Genomic DNA, 14,911 nt, shown 5'->3' with positions numbered 1-14,911 from the left:
AAGGGACAATCCATGAGCGACACCACGTTTCCCGCGTCCGTTCTCGAATGGCTGCGCGCAGGCTACCCGGAGGGCATTCCGCCCAAGGATCGCTTCCCGCTCGTTGCACTGCTTCGCAAGGCAGAACTCACGGACGCACAGGTTCACGAAGTGGTACTGAGTCTCGTCTCTCCCATCGGAGGCGCACTCGAGGACGGGGCAATCACCAACGCGGAAATCACCGAGTACGTTCGCGAACTTGTCGAACACGAGCCGACGAGCGACGACATCGCGCGTGTATCGGCTCGCCTCGCTGCAGGTGGATGGCCACTCGCAGACCCTTCGTCGATAACCTGAATCACCGTGCCATCGTTCCTCGGTTCGATACTCGAGTGGCTTCGAGTCGGATATCCCGAAGGCGTGCCCGACGCGGATTACGTGCCGCTGCTTGCTCTTCTGAACAGAAGATTGTCCGACGACGAGGTGCAGTCCGTTGTGGATGCGCTCATCGCGAACGGCCAGGTTCCCGCCGACGCAGCGGGTATCGCTGTCGTCATCACGAAGGTCACCAACGAGATGCCTCGCGAGGAGGACATCTCGAGGGTTCGGTCGAAACTGGCTGCGGGTGGGTGGCCATTGGCGGATCCGTTCACGATCTAGAATTTCGCCTGTGAGCGTGCTCGAAGAACTGAAGATCCCCACCGGCGTCGCCGCGGCAGACATCCTGCCGCGGCTCGTCGACGTTCTGGGCGGCTCGGCGCCGGCGGTCCTCCCGGTTCCTGCTTCGGATCCACGGGAGACACGCAGGCTGCGCGACGCTCTGGCTCCCGGAACCGAGATCGAGGATGCCGCAGCGCTTGTCGTCGCCACCTCGGGTACGACGGGCACGCCGAAGGGAGCGATGCTGTCGGCGTCGGCGCTCCGGGCGAGCGGTGAGGCCACGGCGGTTCGGCTCGGTGGGCACGGATCGTGGCTCCTGGCGCTGCCTGCGCATCACATTGCTGGGCTCCAGGTCCTGATGCGCAGTGTGCTGGCGGGCACCGATCCGGTGATTCTGGATGTCGCAGGTGGTTTCGACACCTCGTTGCTGCCCGACGCGATCGGGCGGATGCGCGGTCCTCGGTACACCTCGCTGGTGCCGACGCAGCTGGTCAAGATTCTCGACGATGCGGCGGCGACCGAGGCGGTGGCATCGCTCGACGCAGTACTGCTCGGCGGTGCGGCAACACCGATTCCGTTGCGCGAGCGCGCTGTTGCCGCGGGCATTCGGTTGATCCGGACGTACGGGATGAGCGAAACCGCAGGAGGGTGCGTCTACGACGGAGTTCCCTTGGACGGCGCTCTGCTCCGTATCGACTCGGGGCGAGTGGTGCTGGGCGGGAGCACGATCGCTCTGGGGTATCGAGGTATGCCGGACCATCCGGCGTTCGCCGAGCCCGGTTGGTTCCGAACCGACGACGCCGGGGCGGTCTCCGGCGGTGTGTTGTCCATCTCCGGGCGGCTCGACGAGGCGATCTCCACCGGTGGACTCACCGTCGTACCTCAGGTGGTCGAGGCGGCTCTCGCGACGCATCCGCTGGTACGCGAGTGCGCAGTTCTCGGATTGCCGGACGAGCGACTCGGCCAGAAGGTCGTGGTGGCAGTAGTAGCTCATGAACCACTGACACTTCACGATCTGCGCCGGCACGTTGCCCCGACTCTGGATCCCACCGCCGCACCGCGGGAGCTGTACCTCGTGGATGCCCTCCCCACCCGCGGACCGGGCAAACTCGACCGCGCTCGCCTGCGCGAGATGCTGGCCGCATCGAGCCCGAGCCGGTGAAGTCGACCGCCCGGCGCACGGTGTGCAAGCATTTCCGGTCATGAGCACACTGGTTTGCTTCCACGCCCACCCCGACGACGAGGTGTTCACCACCGGTGGCGTCATGCGTCTCGCGGCGAACGCCGGCCACCGCGTCGTTCTGGTGACGGCGACGGACGGAGCACTGGGCGAGTTCCCGGACGGCATTCTGTCCGACGGCGAGTCGCTCGCGGAACGCAGGCGGACCGAGTTGCAGAAGTCCGCCGATGCGCTCGGTGTCAGCCGAATCGTGCTGCTCCACTACGCGGATTCCGGAATGGCGGGCACTCCGCAGAACGATCTGGGTACGGCGTTCTGCAACGCCGACCTCGACGAGGCGGCAGGCAAGCTCGCGGCGGTGCTGGAGGAGGAACGGGCGGACGTGTTGACCATCTACGACCCGCACGGCGGTTACGGGCACCCCGATCACATCAAGGTGCACGTCGTCGGGCTCCGGGCAGGCGAGTTGGCCGGCACGACGCACATCTACGAGACGACCACCAACCGCGATCACATGAAGCGGCTGATGGAGGCCAACCCCAACTGGTCGGACGACAGCACCCCGCCGGACGTGGAAAGTTTCGGTCTACCGGAGTCGGAGATCACGACCGTCGTCGACGTCAGCTCGGTGATGGACGCCAAGCGACTCGCGATGGAAGCGCACGAGACGCAGGTCGGCGATTTCGGTCCGTTCCTGCAGATGCCGCCAGAGATACTGGCGAGCGTGTTCGGACGCGAGTGGTTCCGACGCGTCGGCGGTGGCCCGGGGCTGACGGAGACGGCACTTCCGCTCTGACCGTGCGCACGGTGCAAGCGTCGTGCATGCACCGTGCAAGCGGCTGGGTTCACGCTGGTCGACATGAACCCAGCCATCGAGGCAGACGGCCTCGTCAAATTGTTCGGCGCACACCGCGCCGTCGACGGTGTGTCCCTCACCGTCCCCACCGGCTCCGTGTACGGAGTCCTCGGCCCCAACGGGGCAGGCAAGACCACCACTGTCCGGATGCTCGCGACTCTCCTGCGTCCCGACGGCGGTTCGGCGCGCATCTTCGGCCACGACGTCACCCGTGAATCCACGGCCGTCCGGTCCCTCGTCGGGGTGACCGGGCAGTACGCGTCCGTCGACGAGGATCTCTCGGCGACGGAGAATCTGATCGTCTTCGCGCGGCTGCTCGGGCGTAGCCGTAGGGACAGCCGTCTGAAGGCAGCCGAACTGCTGGAGGAATTCGGTCTGACCGAGGCCGCGACCAAGCCGCTGAAGAACTTCTCCGGCGGTATGCGTCGACGCCTCGACTTGGCGGCGAGCCTCATCTCCTCCCCTCCACTGCTGTTTCTCGACGAACCGACCACCGGGCTCGATCCCCGCACCCGCGCCCAGATGTGGGACACGATCCGACGTCTCGTCGCGCAGGGCTCGACGGTCCTGCTCACCACGCAGTACCTCGACGAGGCCGATCAGTTGTGCGACCGCATCGCGGTCATCGACCACGGCAAGGTCATCGCCGACGGCACAGCGGACGAACTGAAGTCCTCCATCGGATCGTCGTCGTTGCAGTTGACGTTGCGTGAGCCGACGCGGTTCGCCGAGGCGCGGTCCATCGTCGCGCAGCACTTGGGAGTCGAGGTTCAGATCACCCCGGAATCGGGTCGTCTGACCGCACCCATGGCCGACTCGTCGCAGACACCGGACATTCTGATTCGTCTGCGCGACAACGGTATCGACGTCGACGAGATCACCGTCACCAAACCCAGCCTGGACGAGGTCTTCATGACCATCACCGGCCGCGACGAGAACGAGGCAGCATGACCACGACAATCGACCGACCAACAGCGGTGCAACCGGACCTGAATCCGACGCGTCACATCTCGCTACGCCAGTCCTTCGCCAATTCGTTCACGATGGCGTACCGAGGACTGCTCAAGTTCAAGCACAACCCCGAGCAACTGTTCGACGTGGTGTTTCAACCCGTCATCTTCACGTTGATGTTCAGTTACATCTTCGGCGGCGCGATCAGCGGCGACGTGTCCAGCTACCTCCCGTTGATCATTCCCGGCATCCTCGCGCAAACGGTCATCACCACGTCCGTCGTCACCGGCACGCAGTTGCGTGAAGACATGGACAAGGGCGTGTTCGACCGTTTCAAATCGCTTCCCATCGCGCGCATCTCGCCGTTGGCCGGTGCGTTGACCGCCGATGTGGTGCGGTACTTCATCGCCACCGTCATCACGTTCACGACGGGTTTCGCGATGGGCTACCGGCCGGAAGGCGGTGCACTGGGCCTCGTCGCCGCGGGGGCTCTCGTGATCTTCTGTGCCTGGGCCATCAGCTGGATCTTCGCCCTGATGGGTGTCCTGATGAACAAGGCGTCGTCGGTGCAGGGCATCTCGATGCTCATCCTGTTCCCGCTGACGTTCCTGTCCAACGCATTCGTCCCCGTGGACACGATGCCGGGCTGGCTGCAGGCGTTCGTCAAGGTCAACCCCGTCTCGCACCTGGTCACCGCGGTGCGTGATCTGGCGAACAACGGCACCGTCGGCATGGACCTGGTGTGGTCGCTCGTCGGCGCGGCGGCTGTCGTCGTGATCGTCGCCCCGCTGACGGTCAAGGCTTACATGCGCAAGGCATGAGACTCAGAGCCGGAGCAGTTCGCACACTTCCGCGAGCGCTCCGGCTCTGCTCGTCGACTCGGTTCGTGTCAGTTCGGCATCGACGACGTCCGCGCCGAGCGTGGCTCGGGCTGCGTCCAGGTGCCGATCGATCCGCATGGACGGGTAGTCCTGCCTCGCTCGAAGCTTGCGGGACAGGGCGATCAGCGAGACACCGCCACCGGCGTCGCGCCCGGATTGCACCAGGTACGAGCCGAGCGCACAGGCCACCGCACCCAGCTGCGGCAGATCCTGAAAACCCACCGGCCCCGACCTCAGCGAGGCGGCAGCACCCAGATCGGCTGCCTGGGAGTCGATCTCAGCGGTGGCGCCGTGCAAGGCGTGGGCGGCGACGGACGCGCTGGCGAGCATCGTGATGTACGGGTCGCCGCGTCGTTCCTGCTCGAACCGTGCACTGTCGATCGCCCGCCGGTACAGCAACAGCCCGCTGGCGATCTTCCCCTCTGCAAGATCGGCTTCCGCCCGCGTCGCGCCGAGAGATACTGCCCGCTGATCCGCGTACTCGGCATCCGAGGACAACGCCGAGCCGGATCCGGAACCCAACGCAGAGATGGACAAGAGCACGGCACGGCCCTCGTCGACACGTCCGGCCGCGATCATCGACGCACCGGCGAATCCCCGGGTCTGGACCGATTCGTCGTAGGCGTGCATGTCCCACAACAGATCCGCGGCGAGCGTGTAGTTCTCGATCGCGTCGTCCGCAGCACCGGCCTGGCCGTGGATGCTGCCGAGAGTCTGTGCCGACGACGCGACACTCCACATGTCTCCGCGTTCGGCAGCCAGCAGTTTGGCCTCCTCGGCGTCGGATGCTGCCTCGTGGAGGTGGCCGTAGTTCTCGTGCAGCGACGCTCTGATCATGAAGGCTGCGTTGCGCACTGCCGGATCCGCCGACCGTGTTCCGTGCGCGAGCATCCGAGCGAGCCCACGTCCGTCGGCACGTCCGAGCAGCGTCGTGGCCACGAACCTCAGGCTCGTGTCGATACCGTTCCTGGACGCGATAATTCGACGCAGGCGCACGCGCATTCGAGCCGACGCGCGAACGTCTGCGTTGTACCCGACGTGCGCGAGCAACACCAGGTGGGCGAGCACGATCGAATTGTCGTCGACATCGCGCACGCCGTCACCGTCGAACGGGGCCTCCGCCATCCGCGGCGCCCAGTTCAACACCTCGGTGTGCGCGCCGCGCATGGACCAGGAGCACGCCAGTATCGCGAAGACCGAGTACACTGCGGCCCAACGCTTCTCCTGCAGCGAGATGCGTAGCACGTCGACGATGTTGTCGTGCTCGGCCTCGATGGAAGCAGCCGCCACTATCTGCCTCGACGCCCGGAAGTCGACCTCGGCGACGCCGGCAACGTGCACACCCCACTCGATCAGCCGGTCGGTCACGAGCGCCGAGTCGGTGTCCGACAGATGCTCCTCGCCGAACTCCCGCACGGTCTCGAGCATGTGGTACCGAACCCGACCCTCCCGGTCCTCGACCGTCAGCAACGACTGCCCGACGAGCCCGTCCACCGCGTCGGCGACATCTATCTCGCCGAACCCGGCGACGCGAGCCGCAGCGTCGGCCGTGAAGCCCGCCGGGAAACGGCACAACCGGCTGAGCACCGCACGGTGCGCGGGGAGCAGCAGGTCCCAACTCCAGTCGATCACCGCGCGCAACGTGCGATGCCGCTCGGGCCTCGTCCGATCACTGCTGCGCAGCAACGAGAATCGGTGCGTCAGACCGTCGCCGATGTCCGCGACACTCATGGTGCGGACCCGAGCCGCGGCGAGTTCGATCGCGAGCGGCAAACCGTCGAGCGACCGGCACAGGCTCGCGACGTCACCCCGGTCGAACGTCACGCCGGGACGCACGGCCCGAGCACGCGCGACGAACAACTGCGTCGCGGCCGAGTCGTTCCCGTCCGTCTCGAGTGCAGGCAGCTGGTACGTCGCTTCCGCGGTGATCGCCAACGGTGATCGCGACGTCGCCAGGACGGTGACGTACTCACTGGCGGCGACCAACTCGTCGACGACCTGCGCGACGTCGTCGACGACGTGCTCACAGTTGTCCAGGACCAACAGACCTGGTGTGACGGACAGCGCGTCACGCAGACGTTCACCCGCGGTCTGCACCCGCGTAATCGGAAAACCGGTCATCTTGAGGTCGGATTCGCTCAGACCGAGGGTGCCGGTGATAGCCGACGCGACGTCCTCCCCTCGCCTCAGGGACGCCAGTTCGACGAAGGCGACCGGCATGCTCGCGGCGGCACGCCGACCCAGTTCGTGTGCGATGCGCGTCTTACCCGCGCCGCCGGGCCCGACGATGGTCGTCACGCGCGCCTCTCGCATCGTCGCTTCGATGGCGTCGATGTCCGCACCGCGGCCGATCAGGGCGTTCGGCGACGCTCTGAGGCCGACCGTGGCCGGTGTTCTCGGTACAGGAGCCTGCAGGAGTTCTGCGTTCAACTCCACCAGCGCCGGCGACGGATCCGCACCCAGGGTGTCCACGAGGAGGCGACGAACACGAGCGAACACGGCCAGGGCCTCGTTGGTCCGATCGAGCGCGCGAAGGCAGCGCATCAACTCCGCGGCGACCCCCTCGTCCAGTGGATCGTTCTCGTGCGACGCGGTCAGAAGCGGCAGCGCGGCCCGGTGGTCGCCTCTCCCCACGTGGGCCGCGATCTCGACCGAGGTGAGGTCCACGGCGAGAGCGTCGGACCGTCGGCGCAGATCGTCGACGAGCGGGAGATCGCCGAGGTCGGCGCCCGGCTCACCGCGCCACAACTCGCGGGCGTCGGCGACGGATGCCAGCGCCTCCGTGTGGTCACCGCGTTCGACGTGGCGTCGGGCAACCGACAACAGCGATGTCGCCTGCGTCAGATCGACGCTGTCGACGCCGAGAACGAGCGCATATCCGCTGGGGCCCACATCGAGCGCCCCGGCGGGAAGCAGCGACCGGAGCCGCGAGATCTGGGTGTGCAGGGCGTTCTTCGGCGAGCGGGGTGGCTCACCCGGCCAGACGTCCTCGACCAGCGCAGCAACGGACCGTCGGCGACCAGGTTCGAGTGCGAGCGCCACCAGCAGAGCCCTCGCCCGGGCGCCCGGCACCGGCACCAGCGCACCGTCGACCCGTGTCACGACAGCACCGAGCAACCCCACCTCGACGTCGGGACGTGGGGTCGGCCTGATGTCGGCCGCGCGCTGGTCGACGGGTTCCGTGTGCACTGCGGGCCATCGTAGTCACCGGGCGACTTCACCTGTATTTTCACCTTCGAGTCGGTTATCGGTCGGTAAACAAACCGATTGACGGTATGGTGTGACGGGTCGGGGAACGGAACGCTCACTGGACGGGAGGCCACGAGCAACGATGGGTTCGTCAGTCGGCATGTCCATGGGTGCAAGCGGCATCCGCGCGGTCCGGACGTCGGACGGGCATTCGTTCACCGTCGAGACGTTTCCGTCGGCTCGGTCCGTCCCGGATGCCGAGGACGTCGCACACGCAATTCGCGCCATCGTCGACCGCCCGGATGCACCGACGTCACTCGGTGTCGCCTTTCCGGACCCGGATTACAGTTCTGCCCTCAAGACCGCGCTGGTCGAGGAGTACGTCTCCGAGGTACACATCATCTCGGAGATCTCCGGCACCATCGAGCAGCTGCGGGCCGACCCGGAGTTCCGTTATCGCACGGTCGCGTTGTACGACCTGGGCGCAACCGGCCTGGAAATGACCATCGCGGACATCGACAGCGGGACGATCTACGCGGCCACCCGATCGAACGAGCTCAGCGGTTCGTCCATCGACTGGACCGTTCGTGAACACTTGCTGACGCTCGACATCCTCGCGGAACCTCGCAACCACGAGGAAGAGGCCTCCCTGCTGGAATTCAGCCGGGAGATCAAGGAAGCACTCTCCACTCACGAGGCGACGCAGACGTCCGACGGTCAGTTCCGATTGATGGATCGGCGCATGTTCGATCTCCAGATCATCCGGCCGGCGGAGCGCACGGCCATCGCGCTGCGTGATCTGGCCGAGATGTCGGAGATCCCACCCGAGGTCGTCGTGGCCATCGGCGGTGGCGCACGCATTCCGCTCATCCGGGACGTCCTGAGTCGGTACCTTCGCATTCCCGTCGTGGTGCCCGACGCCCCGGAGCTCATGGCCGCCGAGGGCGCTGCGCTGTACGCGACGAGGGTGGACGGTGCCAGACCGCCCGCGCCGACGGTCGCGAAACGCAGTGCTCGCACGTTGTTGACGCCGCTGCTCAGGTTCGGCTTGCCGTCGATCGTCGCCATCGGCTTTCTGTCCTGGATGGTGTGGCCCGACGACGGCACCGACCGCACTGTCGCGGGTACCCCGGTGACCACCATCGCCGACACCGCGTCGACGACGAAGGTGACCGCGTCCGACGAGCCGGCATCCGCAGCCGACAGGTCCGCACTACCGGCCGCGCCGACTGTCACAGCGACGACCACCGCGGCGCCGCAACCGGACCCCGAAGCACCTGCGCCGCACTCGGGTAACGGCGGTGCTAGCTACGACGGTGGTAGCTACGGCGGCGGTAATTACGGTGGCGGTTACGTGGTTCCTCCGCCGCCTCCCCCGCCACCGCCTGCCCCGTTCGGGCTTCCGCGTATCGAACTGCCTCAGATCCAGCTACCCCCGATTCCGCGCCTGCCGTTCCCGTGATCGGCGTGCTCGGTACCTCACCGACACGCGCATGGAGTCGATAGGCAAGGATCAAGCCATGGCCACCACAGCACAATGGATCGAGGGCGCACGCCCGCGGACCCTCCCGAACGCCATCGCACCGGTTCTCGTGGGAACGGGTGCGGCGGCATCGATCGACGGGGTCGTGTGGTGGAAAGCAGTGCTGGCGCTCGTCGTGTCTCTCGCGTTGATCATCGGCGTCAACTTCGCCAACGACTACTCCGACGGCATCCGTGGGACCGACGACGAGCGCGTCGGTCCGTTGCGTCTCGTGGGATCGGGTGTCGCGTCGCCGAGGGCCGTGAAGTCCGCTGCCATCGGATGCTTCGCCGTCGGCGCCGTCGCCGGGCTCGTCCTCGCGGTGACGTCCGCGTGGTGGCTGGTGGTCATCGGCGTCGTCTGCATCGCCGGCGCGTGGTTCTACACCGGCGGCAGCAAACCCTACGGCTACAGCGGGTTCGGCGAGATCGCGGTGTTCGTGTTCTTCGGTCTGGTGGCGGTGTTGGGAACTGAGTTCGTTCAGGCCGGCCGAATCGATTGGGCCGGTGTTGTCTCGGCTGTGGCCGTCGGCTCGTTCTCGAGCGCAGTTCTGGTGGCCAACAACTTGCGCGACATCGACACCGACCCGGATTCCGGCAAGAACACGCTCGCGGTCCGGTTGGGAGACACCCGGACTCGCCTACTGCACCTGGGGTTGGTGGTCGTACCGTTCGCGGTCACCGTAGCGCTCGTCGCGCGCACTCCGTGGGCTCTGATCGCCCTGATCGCACTGCCACTCGCTGCCCGGGCGAACAAACCGGTCCGGTCCGGAGAAACGGGCCTCGCTCTGATCCCCGCGCTGCGTGACTCCGGGCTCGCGATGCTGGTGTGGGGACTCACGACCGGCATCGCACTCGCCGTCTCCTAACCTGCCGGCCTGTTGTCTCCTGGTCTTGCGAGGCTCAACGCTTCTCGGGAACGAACGCCCCGAGCAAGAAGTTGACGATCGAGATGATCAACGCACCCCAGAACGCTGCGCCGAATCCGCTGATGAGCAGACCGTAATCGGTGGCGGTGGAGATCCACGCGCTGAGCATCAGCATGAGGGCATTGATTACCAGGGTGAACAACCCGAGCGTGAGAATCAGTAGCGGTAGCGACAGCAGCTTGACCACTGGCTTGATGAATGCGTTCACGATCGTGAACACCGCGGCGATGCCTGCGAGGACCACCAGGTCCCATCCGGTGCCGCGCCCGGAGCTGGCGAGATCGATGCCGTCGACCCACTGCGCCGCGAGCCAGATCGCAATTGCATTGATGACGAGCCGTACCAGGAATGTCATGCCCACACCCTATGCGAGCACACACTCACGCCTCAGTACTTGAATCCGGTCACGAGGCAAGGCGAGCGCGCAATCCGTCCGGGTCGCCGAGAATTCCGTTCCGCTCGAGGTCTCCGGCTCTGATCAGCCCGAGTAGCACGTGTGTGCAGCGAATTTCGGAGTCCTTGGCGGCAAGCGCCTCCTTCAGGGACAGTTTCAGCGCCTTCTTCGAAGCCGACGTGAACGCCAGGTGCCCCGTCCGTCGCCCGAGCCATCCTCGTTTCTCACTCCGCGGTCGATCGAGAGCACCTGCGCCGAACGACGCTGCCAGGCTTGCCCGCACTGCATCCAGATCGATACCGATCGAACCGAGCGCTTCTGCATCGCTCGCACCGAGGGCACCGCCGACGGGTAACGACGACCGCACCGAATCGCGGGTGTATCCCTCGTCTTCGAGGACAGCTGCGAGATCGTTGTCGGCCGAGGAGAGCACGCCCAGGAACACGTGCACGGGTTCGATCCGCGTCGCGTGCAGCTCACGCGCCTCCGTCTGCGCAGCGAGGACTGCCATCCTCGCCTCGTCGGTGAATTTCTCGAACATCGCCGTTCTCCCTACGTATCGTGCGTCAGATGTTGTTGTGCTTCTTGTGCACTGCTTGTTTGCTCACTTCGAGCGAGTCGGCGATCGCCTGCCACGACCAGCCTTGTCTGCGTGCGTTCGTGACCTGAATTGCTTCGAGCCGTTCGAGTAGTCGCCGTAGGGCCAGCACCGCCCGAAGCCCTTCCTTCGGATCGGGGCTACCCGCCGCAGCCGCCAAGGTTGTTGCTTCCGTCATGTCGTCAACTTTAGTTGACAAACATCTAATGTCAACCCTGGTTGACGACGATGGCGCTCCCCTAGGGTGGAAACATGACCGCGAACTTGACCCGAACCGAGACCAGACGCCGCGCACGCCACATCACCGGCGTGTCGTATCGGGTCGAACTGGATCTGCGAGGAGCACCCGAATCCGGCGCGGACACCTTCGGCACCCGCACGACCCTCGAGTTCGATGCCACTACCGAAGCGACGTGGCTGGACTTCATCGGTCCCGAAGTCCGTTCCGTGACCGTCGACGGCACACCTGCACCCGTCGACTACGACGGTTCGCGCATCGGACTCATCGGCCTCGGTGGCCACCATGTAGTCGTCGTCGACGCAGTGGGTCGATACAGCCGTTCCGGCGAGGGTTTACACCGATTCGTGGACCCGGCCGACGACGAGGTCTACCTCTACACGCAGTACGAGCCCGCCGATGCCAGGCGAGTCTTCGCGAACTTCGAGCAACCGGACATCAAGGCGCCCTTCGTGTTCGAGGTACAGGCACCCGAGAACTGGGAAGTGCTGTCGAACCGCACCGGGACCAGGTCCGGTGCCACCGTCACGTTCGAGCCCACGTTGCCGATCTCCACGTACATCACAGCCGTCGCCGCCGGACCGTATCACCGAGTCGACTCTTCCTGGCAGCGCGGAGAACTCACCGTACCGTTGGCTGCACTGTGCCGCGCGTCCCTCGCCGAACACTTCGACCCGGACGACATCTTCGAGATCACGAAGCAGGGCCTCGACTTCTATCACGATGCGTTCGACTTACCGTATCCGTTCGGCAAGTACGACCAGATCTTCGTTCCGGAGTACAACCTGGGCGCGATGGAGAATCCGGGCCTCGTCACCTTCACCGAATCCTATGTGTTCCGTTCTGCAGCAACCGAAGCGCAGTACGAGCAGCGCGCCAACACGATCCTGCACGAGATGGCACACATGTGGTTCGGCGACCTGGTGACCATGGAGTGGTGGGACGATCTGTGGTTGAAGGAATCGTTCGCCGACTTCATGGGCGCCTTCACCTCGGCTCGCGCGACGCGATTCTCCGACGCCTGGGTCAGCTTCGCCAACCGTCGGAAGGCCTGGGCCTACCTTCAGGACCAGCTGCCGACGACGCACCCCATCGTCGCCGATATTCCGGACCTCGAAGCAGCGAAGCTCAACTTCGACGGCATCACGTACGCCAAGGGCGCCAGCGTCCTGAAACAACTCGCCGCATACGTCGGCGAGGACGCGTTCTTCGAGGCCTCGCGACGATACTTCGCAGAATTCGCCTACGGAAACACCACTCTCGCAGACCTTCTGACGCATGCATCGGCGGCGTCGGGACGAAATCTCGACGACTGGGCGTCAGCCTGGCTCCGGACGACCGGCGTGTCGACGCTGTCCTACACCGGATCCGCCGTCGAACAGACCGATCCACGTCCGCACCGCCTCGCGATAGGACTGTACGACGAGGACTCCGACGGACACCTCGTGCGGACCGGCCGTCGCGAGATCGACATCACCGAAACAATTACACCGGTCGATCTACCCAGCGCTGCGCTGACTTTGCTGAACGACGACGATCTCACCTACGCGAAGATCCGATTCGACGACCGCTCGTTGGAGACGATCAGAACATCGCTCGGGCGCCTGGTCGATCCCCTGGCGCGTGGGTTGGTGTGGTCGGCTCTGTGGAATGCGACGCGTGACGCCGAGCTGGACCCCGAGATCTACCTCGACATCGCATCGAGATTCGCGGGATCGGAGCCGAAGGTAGGCATCGCGGGCGCGGTGGCGGCGAACAGTCAGTACGCAGTCGATCACTATCTGCCCGAATCCGGCTCTGCCGCGGCGGACTGGCTCGCAACATGCTGGAGCAGGCTCGAAACCGCGGACCCGGGCAGTGACGCACAGATCGTCTGGTTCCGAGCGGTGGCGTCGGCGTCGCAGCGGTCGGACGTTCGGGCCGGGCAGATCGAGCGCGTCGTCGACGGCACCCTGCCGATCGAGGGAATCGATCTCGATTCCGAGCAGCGATGGCTGTTGCTGCGTTCGCTCAGCGCCCTCGGCCGTACCACCGTGGCGCGCCTCGATGCCGAGCTGGACACGGACACGACGTCCTCCGGCCGAAATTCCTACCGTGCCGCCGTCGCCGCGCAGCCGACGCCCGACGCCAAGGCACGGGCCTGGGCCGACGTGATCGACTCCGACGAACTGTCCAACGACGCCGTCGACGCCACACTTGCCGGTTTTCGTGCCGGCGGCCGTGAGCTGTTGTCCGCGTTCGACGATCGCTACTTCGACGTCATAGCCGACCTGTGGTCGACCCGCAGCATCGAGATCGCCCGACGGCTCGTCGTCGGTCTGTTCCCGCAGCAGGAGTCGACCGACGCCGCCGACGCGTGGCTCGCGGGCCACGAGTGGGCACCGGCGGCGTTGCGCAGGCTCGTCATCGAACAGCGTGATCACTTGGCCCGGAGTATTCGCGTGCGTCGGGCGTTCAACGGGTAGGTTTCCGCCAGACCGACACGTGCTTGACGCTGTCCGAAGTGAAATCCGATCGATCCCAATCGGCCCACCGACTCTCGAGCCTCATCCCGGCTATCCGGGCCATGAGGTCGAGCTCGGCGGGCCAGACGTAGCGAAAGGGAACGCGGCGGAAAGACCCTGAGCCGTCACCGGACACCGTCACATGAGTCGAGGTGAACTGTTGCGTGACGACGTCGTACCGATCGAACCCGACATACCCACCGCCGTCGACCGCATCGTTCACCGCGAACGGGACCGTGTCTTGACCGGGCGGTAGTCGGCGCAGGTCCGGCACCCCGACTTCGACGAGGAACCGTCCACCCGGACGTAGGTGGGATGCGGCGTTCTCGAACACGGCCACCTGCCCGTCCTGAGTTGTCACATTGCCGATCGTGTTGAACACCAGACAAACCAGGGCGAACTCACCGTCGACCCGTGTCGAGGTCATGTCGCCGATGTGCACCTCGACCGACTCGCCACCGGGTTTGGTTGCGATTCTCGACGCCATGGCACCGCTCAGCTCGATGCCGCTCACCCGTAGCCCGCGCAACGCCAGCGGCGCAGCAACCCGTCCGGTCCCGACGGCGAACTCCAGGACCGGACCATCCGCCAGCTGCGCCAGCAGCTCCACTGCCGGATCGACTGCCGCGGAATCGTTCTCGCCTCCCGGATCGTCGTATCGCGCGGCCACGCTCTCCGGAAACCACCCGTCCTTCGGATCATCGGTGGACTCGTCGTTCACTGCCATAGTCGCCGGACGCTACACCCGTGGTGCGGTGTGTTTCCAATGCTTTTCGAGGGGAGCCCCTGGTCGCATCGGCTTTCTGCAGTTCGTGTCGGACCCTCTCGATATATTCGAAAGTATGTTCGATACGGGGGTTTCGGCGGGGTACGACGGTACCGGGGTCGGTACGGCGGGGTCGAGTACTGCGTGCGTGGCAGGATTGGCAGGCTATGCCGCGGTGTGCCGGGTGCGGGAGAACATCGCCCGCGCCAGGACGGTGGAGGCGGTGTGCGAGATCGCCGACATCCGCCTCGCCGACGCCGACGGC

15 protein-coding genes are annotated in these 14,911 nt (G+C 65.7%); 10 read left to right on the top strand and 5 right to left on the bottom strand.

What is annotated here, in order from left to right:
• Window positions 1-12 precede the first annotated feature (12 nt).
• The 6 genes from CH293_RS16125 to CH293_RS16100 all read left to right on the top strand — a co-directional run bounded on the left by CH293_RS16125 (window position 13) and on the right by CH293_RS16100 (window position 4,447).
• On the top strand, window positions 13-336 hold the full coding sequence (locus CH293_RS16125; RefSeq protein ID WP_037105545.1) for a DUF3349 domain-containing protein: 324 nt from the start codon (window positions 13-15) through the stop codon (window positions 334-336).
• A complete protein-coding gene (locus CH293_RS16120) occupies window positions 337-639 on the top strand; it encodes a DUF3349 domain-containing protein (protein WP_037105542.1) in 303 nt (100 codons plus the stop codon).
• A 10-nt stretch (window positions 640-649) separates the two neighbouring features.
• Complete coding sequence (menE, locus tag CH293_RS16115) at window positions 650-1,801, top strand: o-succinylbenzoate--CoA ligase (RefSeq protein WP_094720801.1); 1,152 nt, start codon at window positions 650-652, stop codon at window positions 1,799-1,801.
• A gap of 40 nt (window positions 1,802-1,841) precedes the next feature.
• Window positions 1,842-2,615: a PIG-L family deacetylase gene (locus tag CH293_RS16110; RefSeq protein WP_037105535.1), complete on the top strand. Its 774-nt coding sequence runs from the start codon at window positions 1,842-1,844 to the stop codon at window positions 2,613-2,615.
• Window positions 2,616-2,678: 63 nt separating this feature from the next.
• Window positions 2,679-3,626 carry an ATP-binding cassette domain-containing protein gene (locus CH293_RS16105; RefSeq protein ID WP_094720800.1) on the top strand — a complete coding sequence of 316 codons (948 nt, stop codon included), beginning with the start codon at window positions 2,679-2,681 and terminating at the stop codon, window positions 3,624-3,626.
• On the top strand, window positions 3,623-4,447 hold the full coding sequence (locus tag CH293_RS16100; RefSeq protein ID WP_094720799.1) for an ABC transporter permease: 825 nt from the start codon (window positions 3,623-3,625) through the stop codon (window positions 4,445-4,447). The genes CH293_RS16105 and CH293_RS16100 overlap by 4 nt, the downstream gene beginning before the upstream one ends.
• A 3-nt stretch (window positions 4,448-4,450) precedes the next feature.
• Here the strand turns inward: CH293_RS16100 and CH293_RS16095 are convergent, their stop codons facing one another.
• Complete coding sequence (locus CH293_RS16095) at window positions 4,451-7,696, bottom strand: BTAD domain-containing putative transcriptional regulator (protein ID WP_094720798.1); 3,246 nt, start codon at window positions 7,694-7,696, stop codon at window positions 4,451-4,453.
• A gap of 142 nt (window positions 7,697-7,838) precedes the next feature.
• Here CH293_RS16095 and CH293_RS16090 point away from each other — a divergent pair, with 142 nt between their 5' ends.
• Window positions 7,839-9,158 (top strand): hypothetical protein, encoded by a 1,320-nt coding sequence (locus CH293_RS16090; protein ID WP_094720797.1) that lies wholly within the window; start codon window positions 7,839-7,841, stop codon window positions 9,156-9,158.
• Between the two features lie 58 nt (window positions 9,159-9,216).
• Window positions 9,217-10,086 carry a 1,4-dihydroxy-2-naphthoate polyprenyltransferase gene (locus CH293_RS16085; protein WP_094720796.1) on the top strand — a complete coding sequence of 290 codons (870 nt, stop codon included), beginning with the start codon at window positions 9,217-9,219 and terminating at the stop codon, window positions 10,084-10,086.
• A gap of 34 nt (window positions 10,087-10,120) precedes the next feature.
• On the opposite strand, the gene CH293_RS16080 is transcribed toward CH293_RS16085, so the two are convergent.
• Genes CH293_RS16080 through CH293_RS16070 form a run of 3 tightly spaced genes read right to left on the bottom strand, consistent with a single transcriptional unit; the run spans window position 10,121 to window position 11,316 of the window.
• The gene (locus CH293_RS16080; RefSeq protein WP_026348034.1) at window positions 10,121-10,501 is read right to left on the bottom strand and encodes a phage holin family protein; all 381 of its coding nucleotides are present in this window, start codon (window positions 10,499-10,501) and stop codon (window positions 10,121-10,123) included.
• Window positions 10,502-10,550: 49 nt separating this feature from the next.
• Window positions 10,551-11,081, bottom strand: coding sequence for a Clp protease N-terminal domain-containing protein (locus tag CH293_RS16075; protein WP_094720795.1), 531 nt, complete (start codon window positions 11,079-11,081; stop codon window positions 10,551-10,553).
• 25 nt (window positions 11,082-11,106) lie between these two features.
• Entirely contained in the window at window positions 11,107-11,316 is a 210-nt protein-coding gene (locus tag CH293_RS16070) for a hypothetical protein (RefSeq protein WP_037110591.1), read from the bottom strand.
• Between the two features lie 74 nt (window positions 11,317-11,390).
• Between CH293_RS16070 and pepN the strand changes: the two genes are divergently transcribed.
• Window positions 11,391-13,841, top strand: a complete 2,451-nt coding sequence (pepN, locus tag CH293_RS16065; RefSeq protein ID WP_094720794.1) for an aminopeptidase N — start codon at window positions 11,391-11,393, stop codon at window positions 13,839-13,841.
• Here the strand turns inward: pepN and CH293_RS16060 are convergent.
• Complete coding sequence (locus CH293_RS16060; protein ID WP_094720793.1) at window positions 13,831-14,607, bottom strand: class I SAM-dependent methyltransferase; 777 nt, start codon at window positions 14,605-14,607, stop codon at window positions 13,831-13,833. The genes pepN and CH293_RS16060 overlap by 11 nt on opposite strands.
• 115 nt (window positions 14,608-14,722) lie before the next feature.
• Here CH293_RS16060 and CH293_RS27915 point away from each other — a divergent pair.
• A partial coding sequence (locus CH293_RS27915) for a hypothetical protein (protein WP_141217178.1) occupies window positions 14,723-14,911 on the top strand: 189 nt, incomplete at its 3' end.

It is taken from the genome of Rhodococcus sp. 14-2470-1b (assembly GCF_002259415.1).
In the GTDB taxonomy this organism is placed as follows: Bacteria; Actinomycetota; Actinomycetes; order Mycobacteriales; family Mycobacteriaceae; genus Rhodococcoides.
The sequence above is the reverse complement of the archived record's forward strand: the minus strand, read 5'-3'. Positions and strand labels throughout refer to the sequence as shown.

Excerpts from the sequence above, each read along its gene's own strand:
- CH293_RS16080 (WP_026348034.1), bottom strand. The coding sequence starts at position 10,501 with ATGACATTCCTGGTACGGCTCGTCATCAATGCAATTGCGATCTGGCTC.
- CH293_RS16105 (WP_094720800.1), top strand. The coding sequence starts at position 2,679 with ATGAACCCAGCCATCGAGGCAGACGGCCTCGTCAAATTGTTCGGCGCA.
- CH293_RS16085 (WP_094720796.1), top strand. The coding sequence starts at position 9,217 with ATGGCCACCACAGCACAATGGATCGAGGGCGCACGCCCGCGGACCCTC.
- CH293_RS16070 (WP_037110591.1), bottom strand. The coding sequence starts at position 11,316 with ATGACGGAAGCAACAACCTTGGCGGCTGCGGCGGGTAGCCCCGATCCG.
- CH293_RS16100 (WP_094720799.1), top strand. The coding sequence starts at position 3,623 with ATGACCACGACAATCGACCGACCAACAGCGGTGCAACCGGACCTGAAT.
- CH293_RS16110 (WP_037105535.1), top strand. The coding sequence starts at position 1,842 with ATGAGCACACTGGTTTGCTTCCACGCCCACCCCGACGACGAGGTGTTC.
- CH293_RS16090 (WP_094720797.1), top strand. The coding sequence starts at position 7,839 with ATGGGTTCGTCAGTCGGCATGTCCATGGGTGCAAGCGGCATCCGCGCG.
- CH293_RS16125 (WP_037105545.1), top strand. The coding sequence starts at position 13 with ATGAGCGACACCACGTTTCCCGCGTCCGTTCTCGAATGGCTGCGCGCA.
- CH293_RS16075 (WP_094720795.1), bottom strand. The coding sequence starts at position 11,081 with ATGTTCGAGAAATTCACCGACGAGGCGAGGATGGCAGTCCTCGCTGCG.
- pepN (WP_094720794.1), top strand. The coding sequence starts at position 11,391 with ATGACCGCGAACTTGACCCGAACCGAGACCAGACGCCGCGCACGCCAC.
- CH293_RS16060 (WP_094720793.1), bottom strand. The coding sequence starts at position 14,607 with ATGGCAGTGAACGACGAGTCCACCGATGATCCGAAGGACGGGTGGTTT.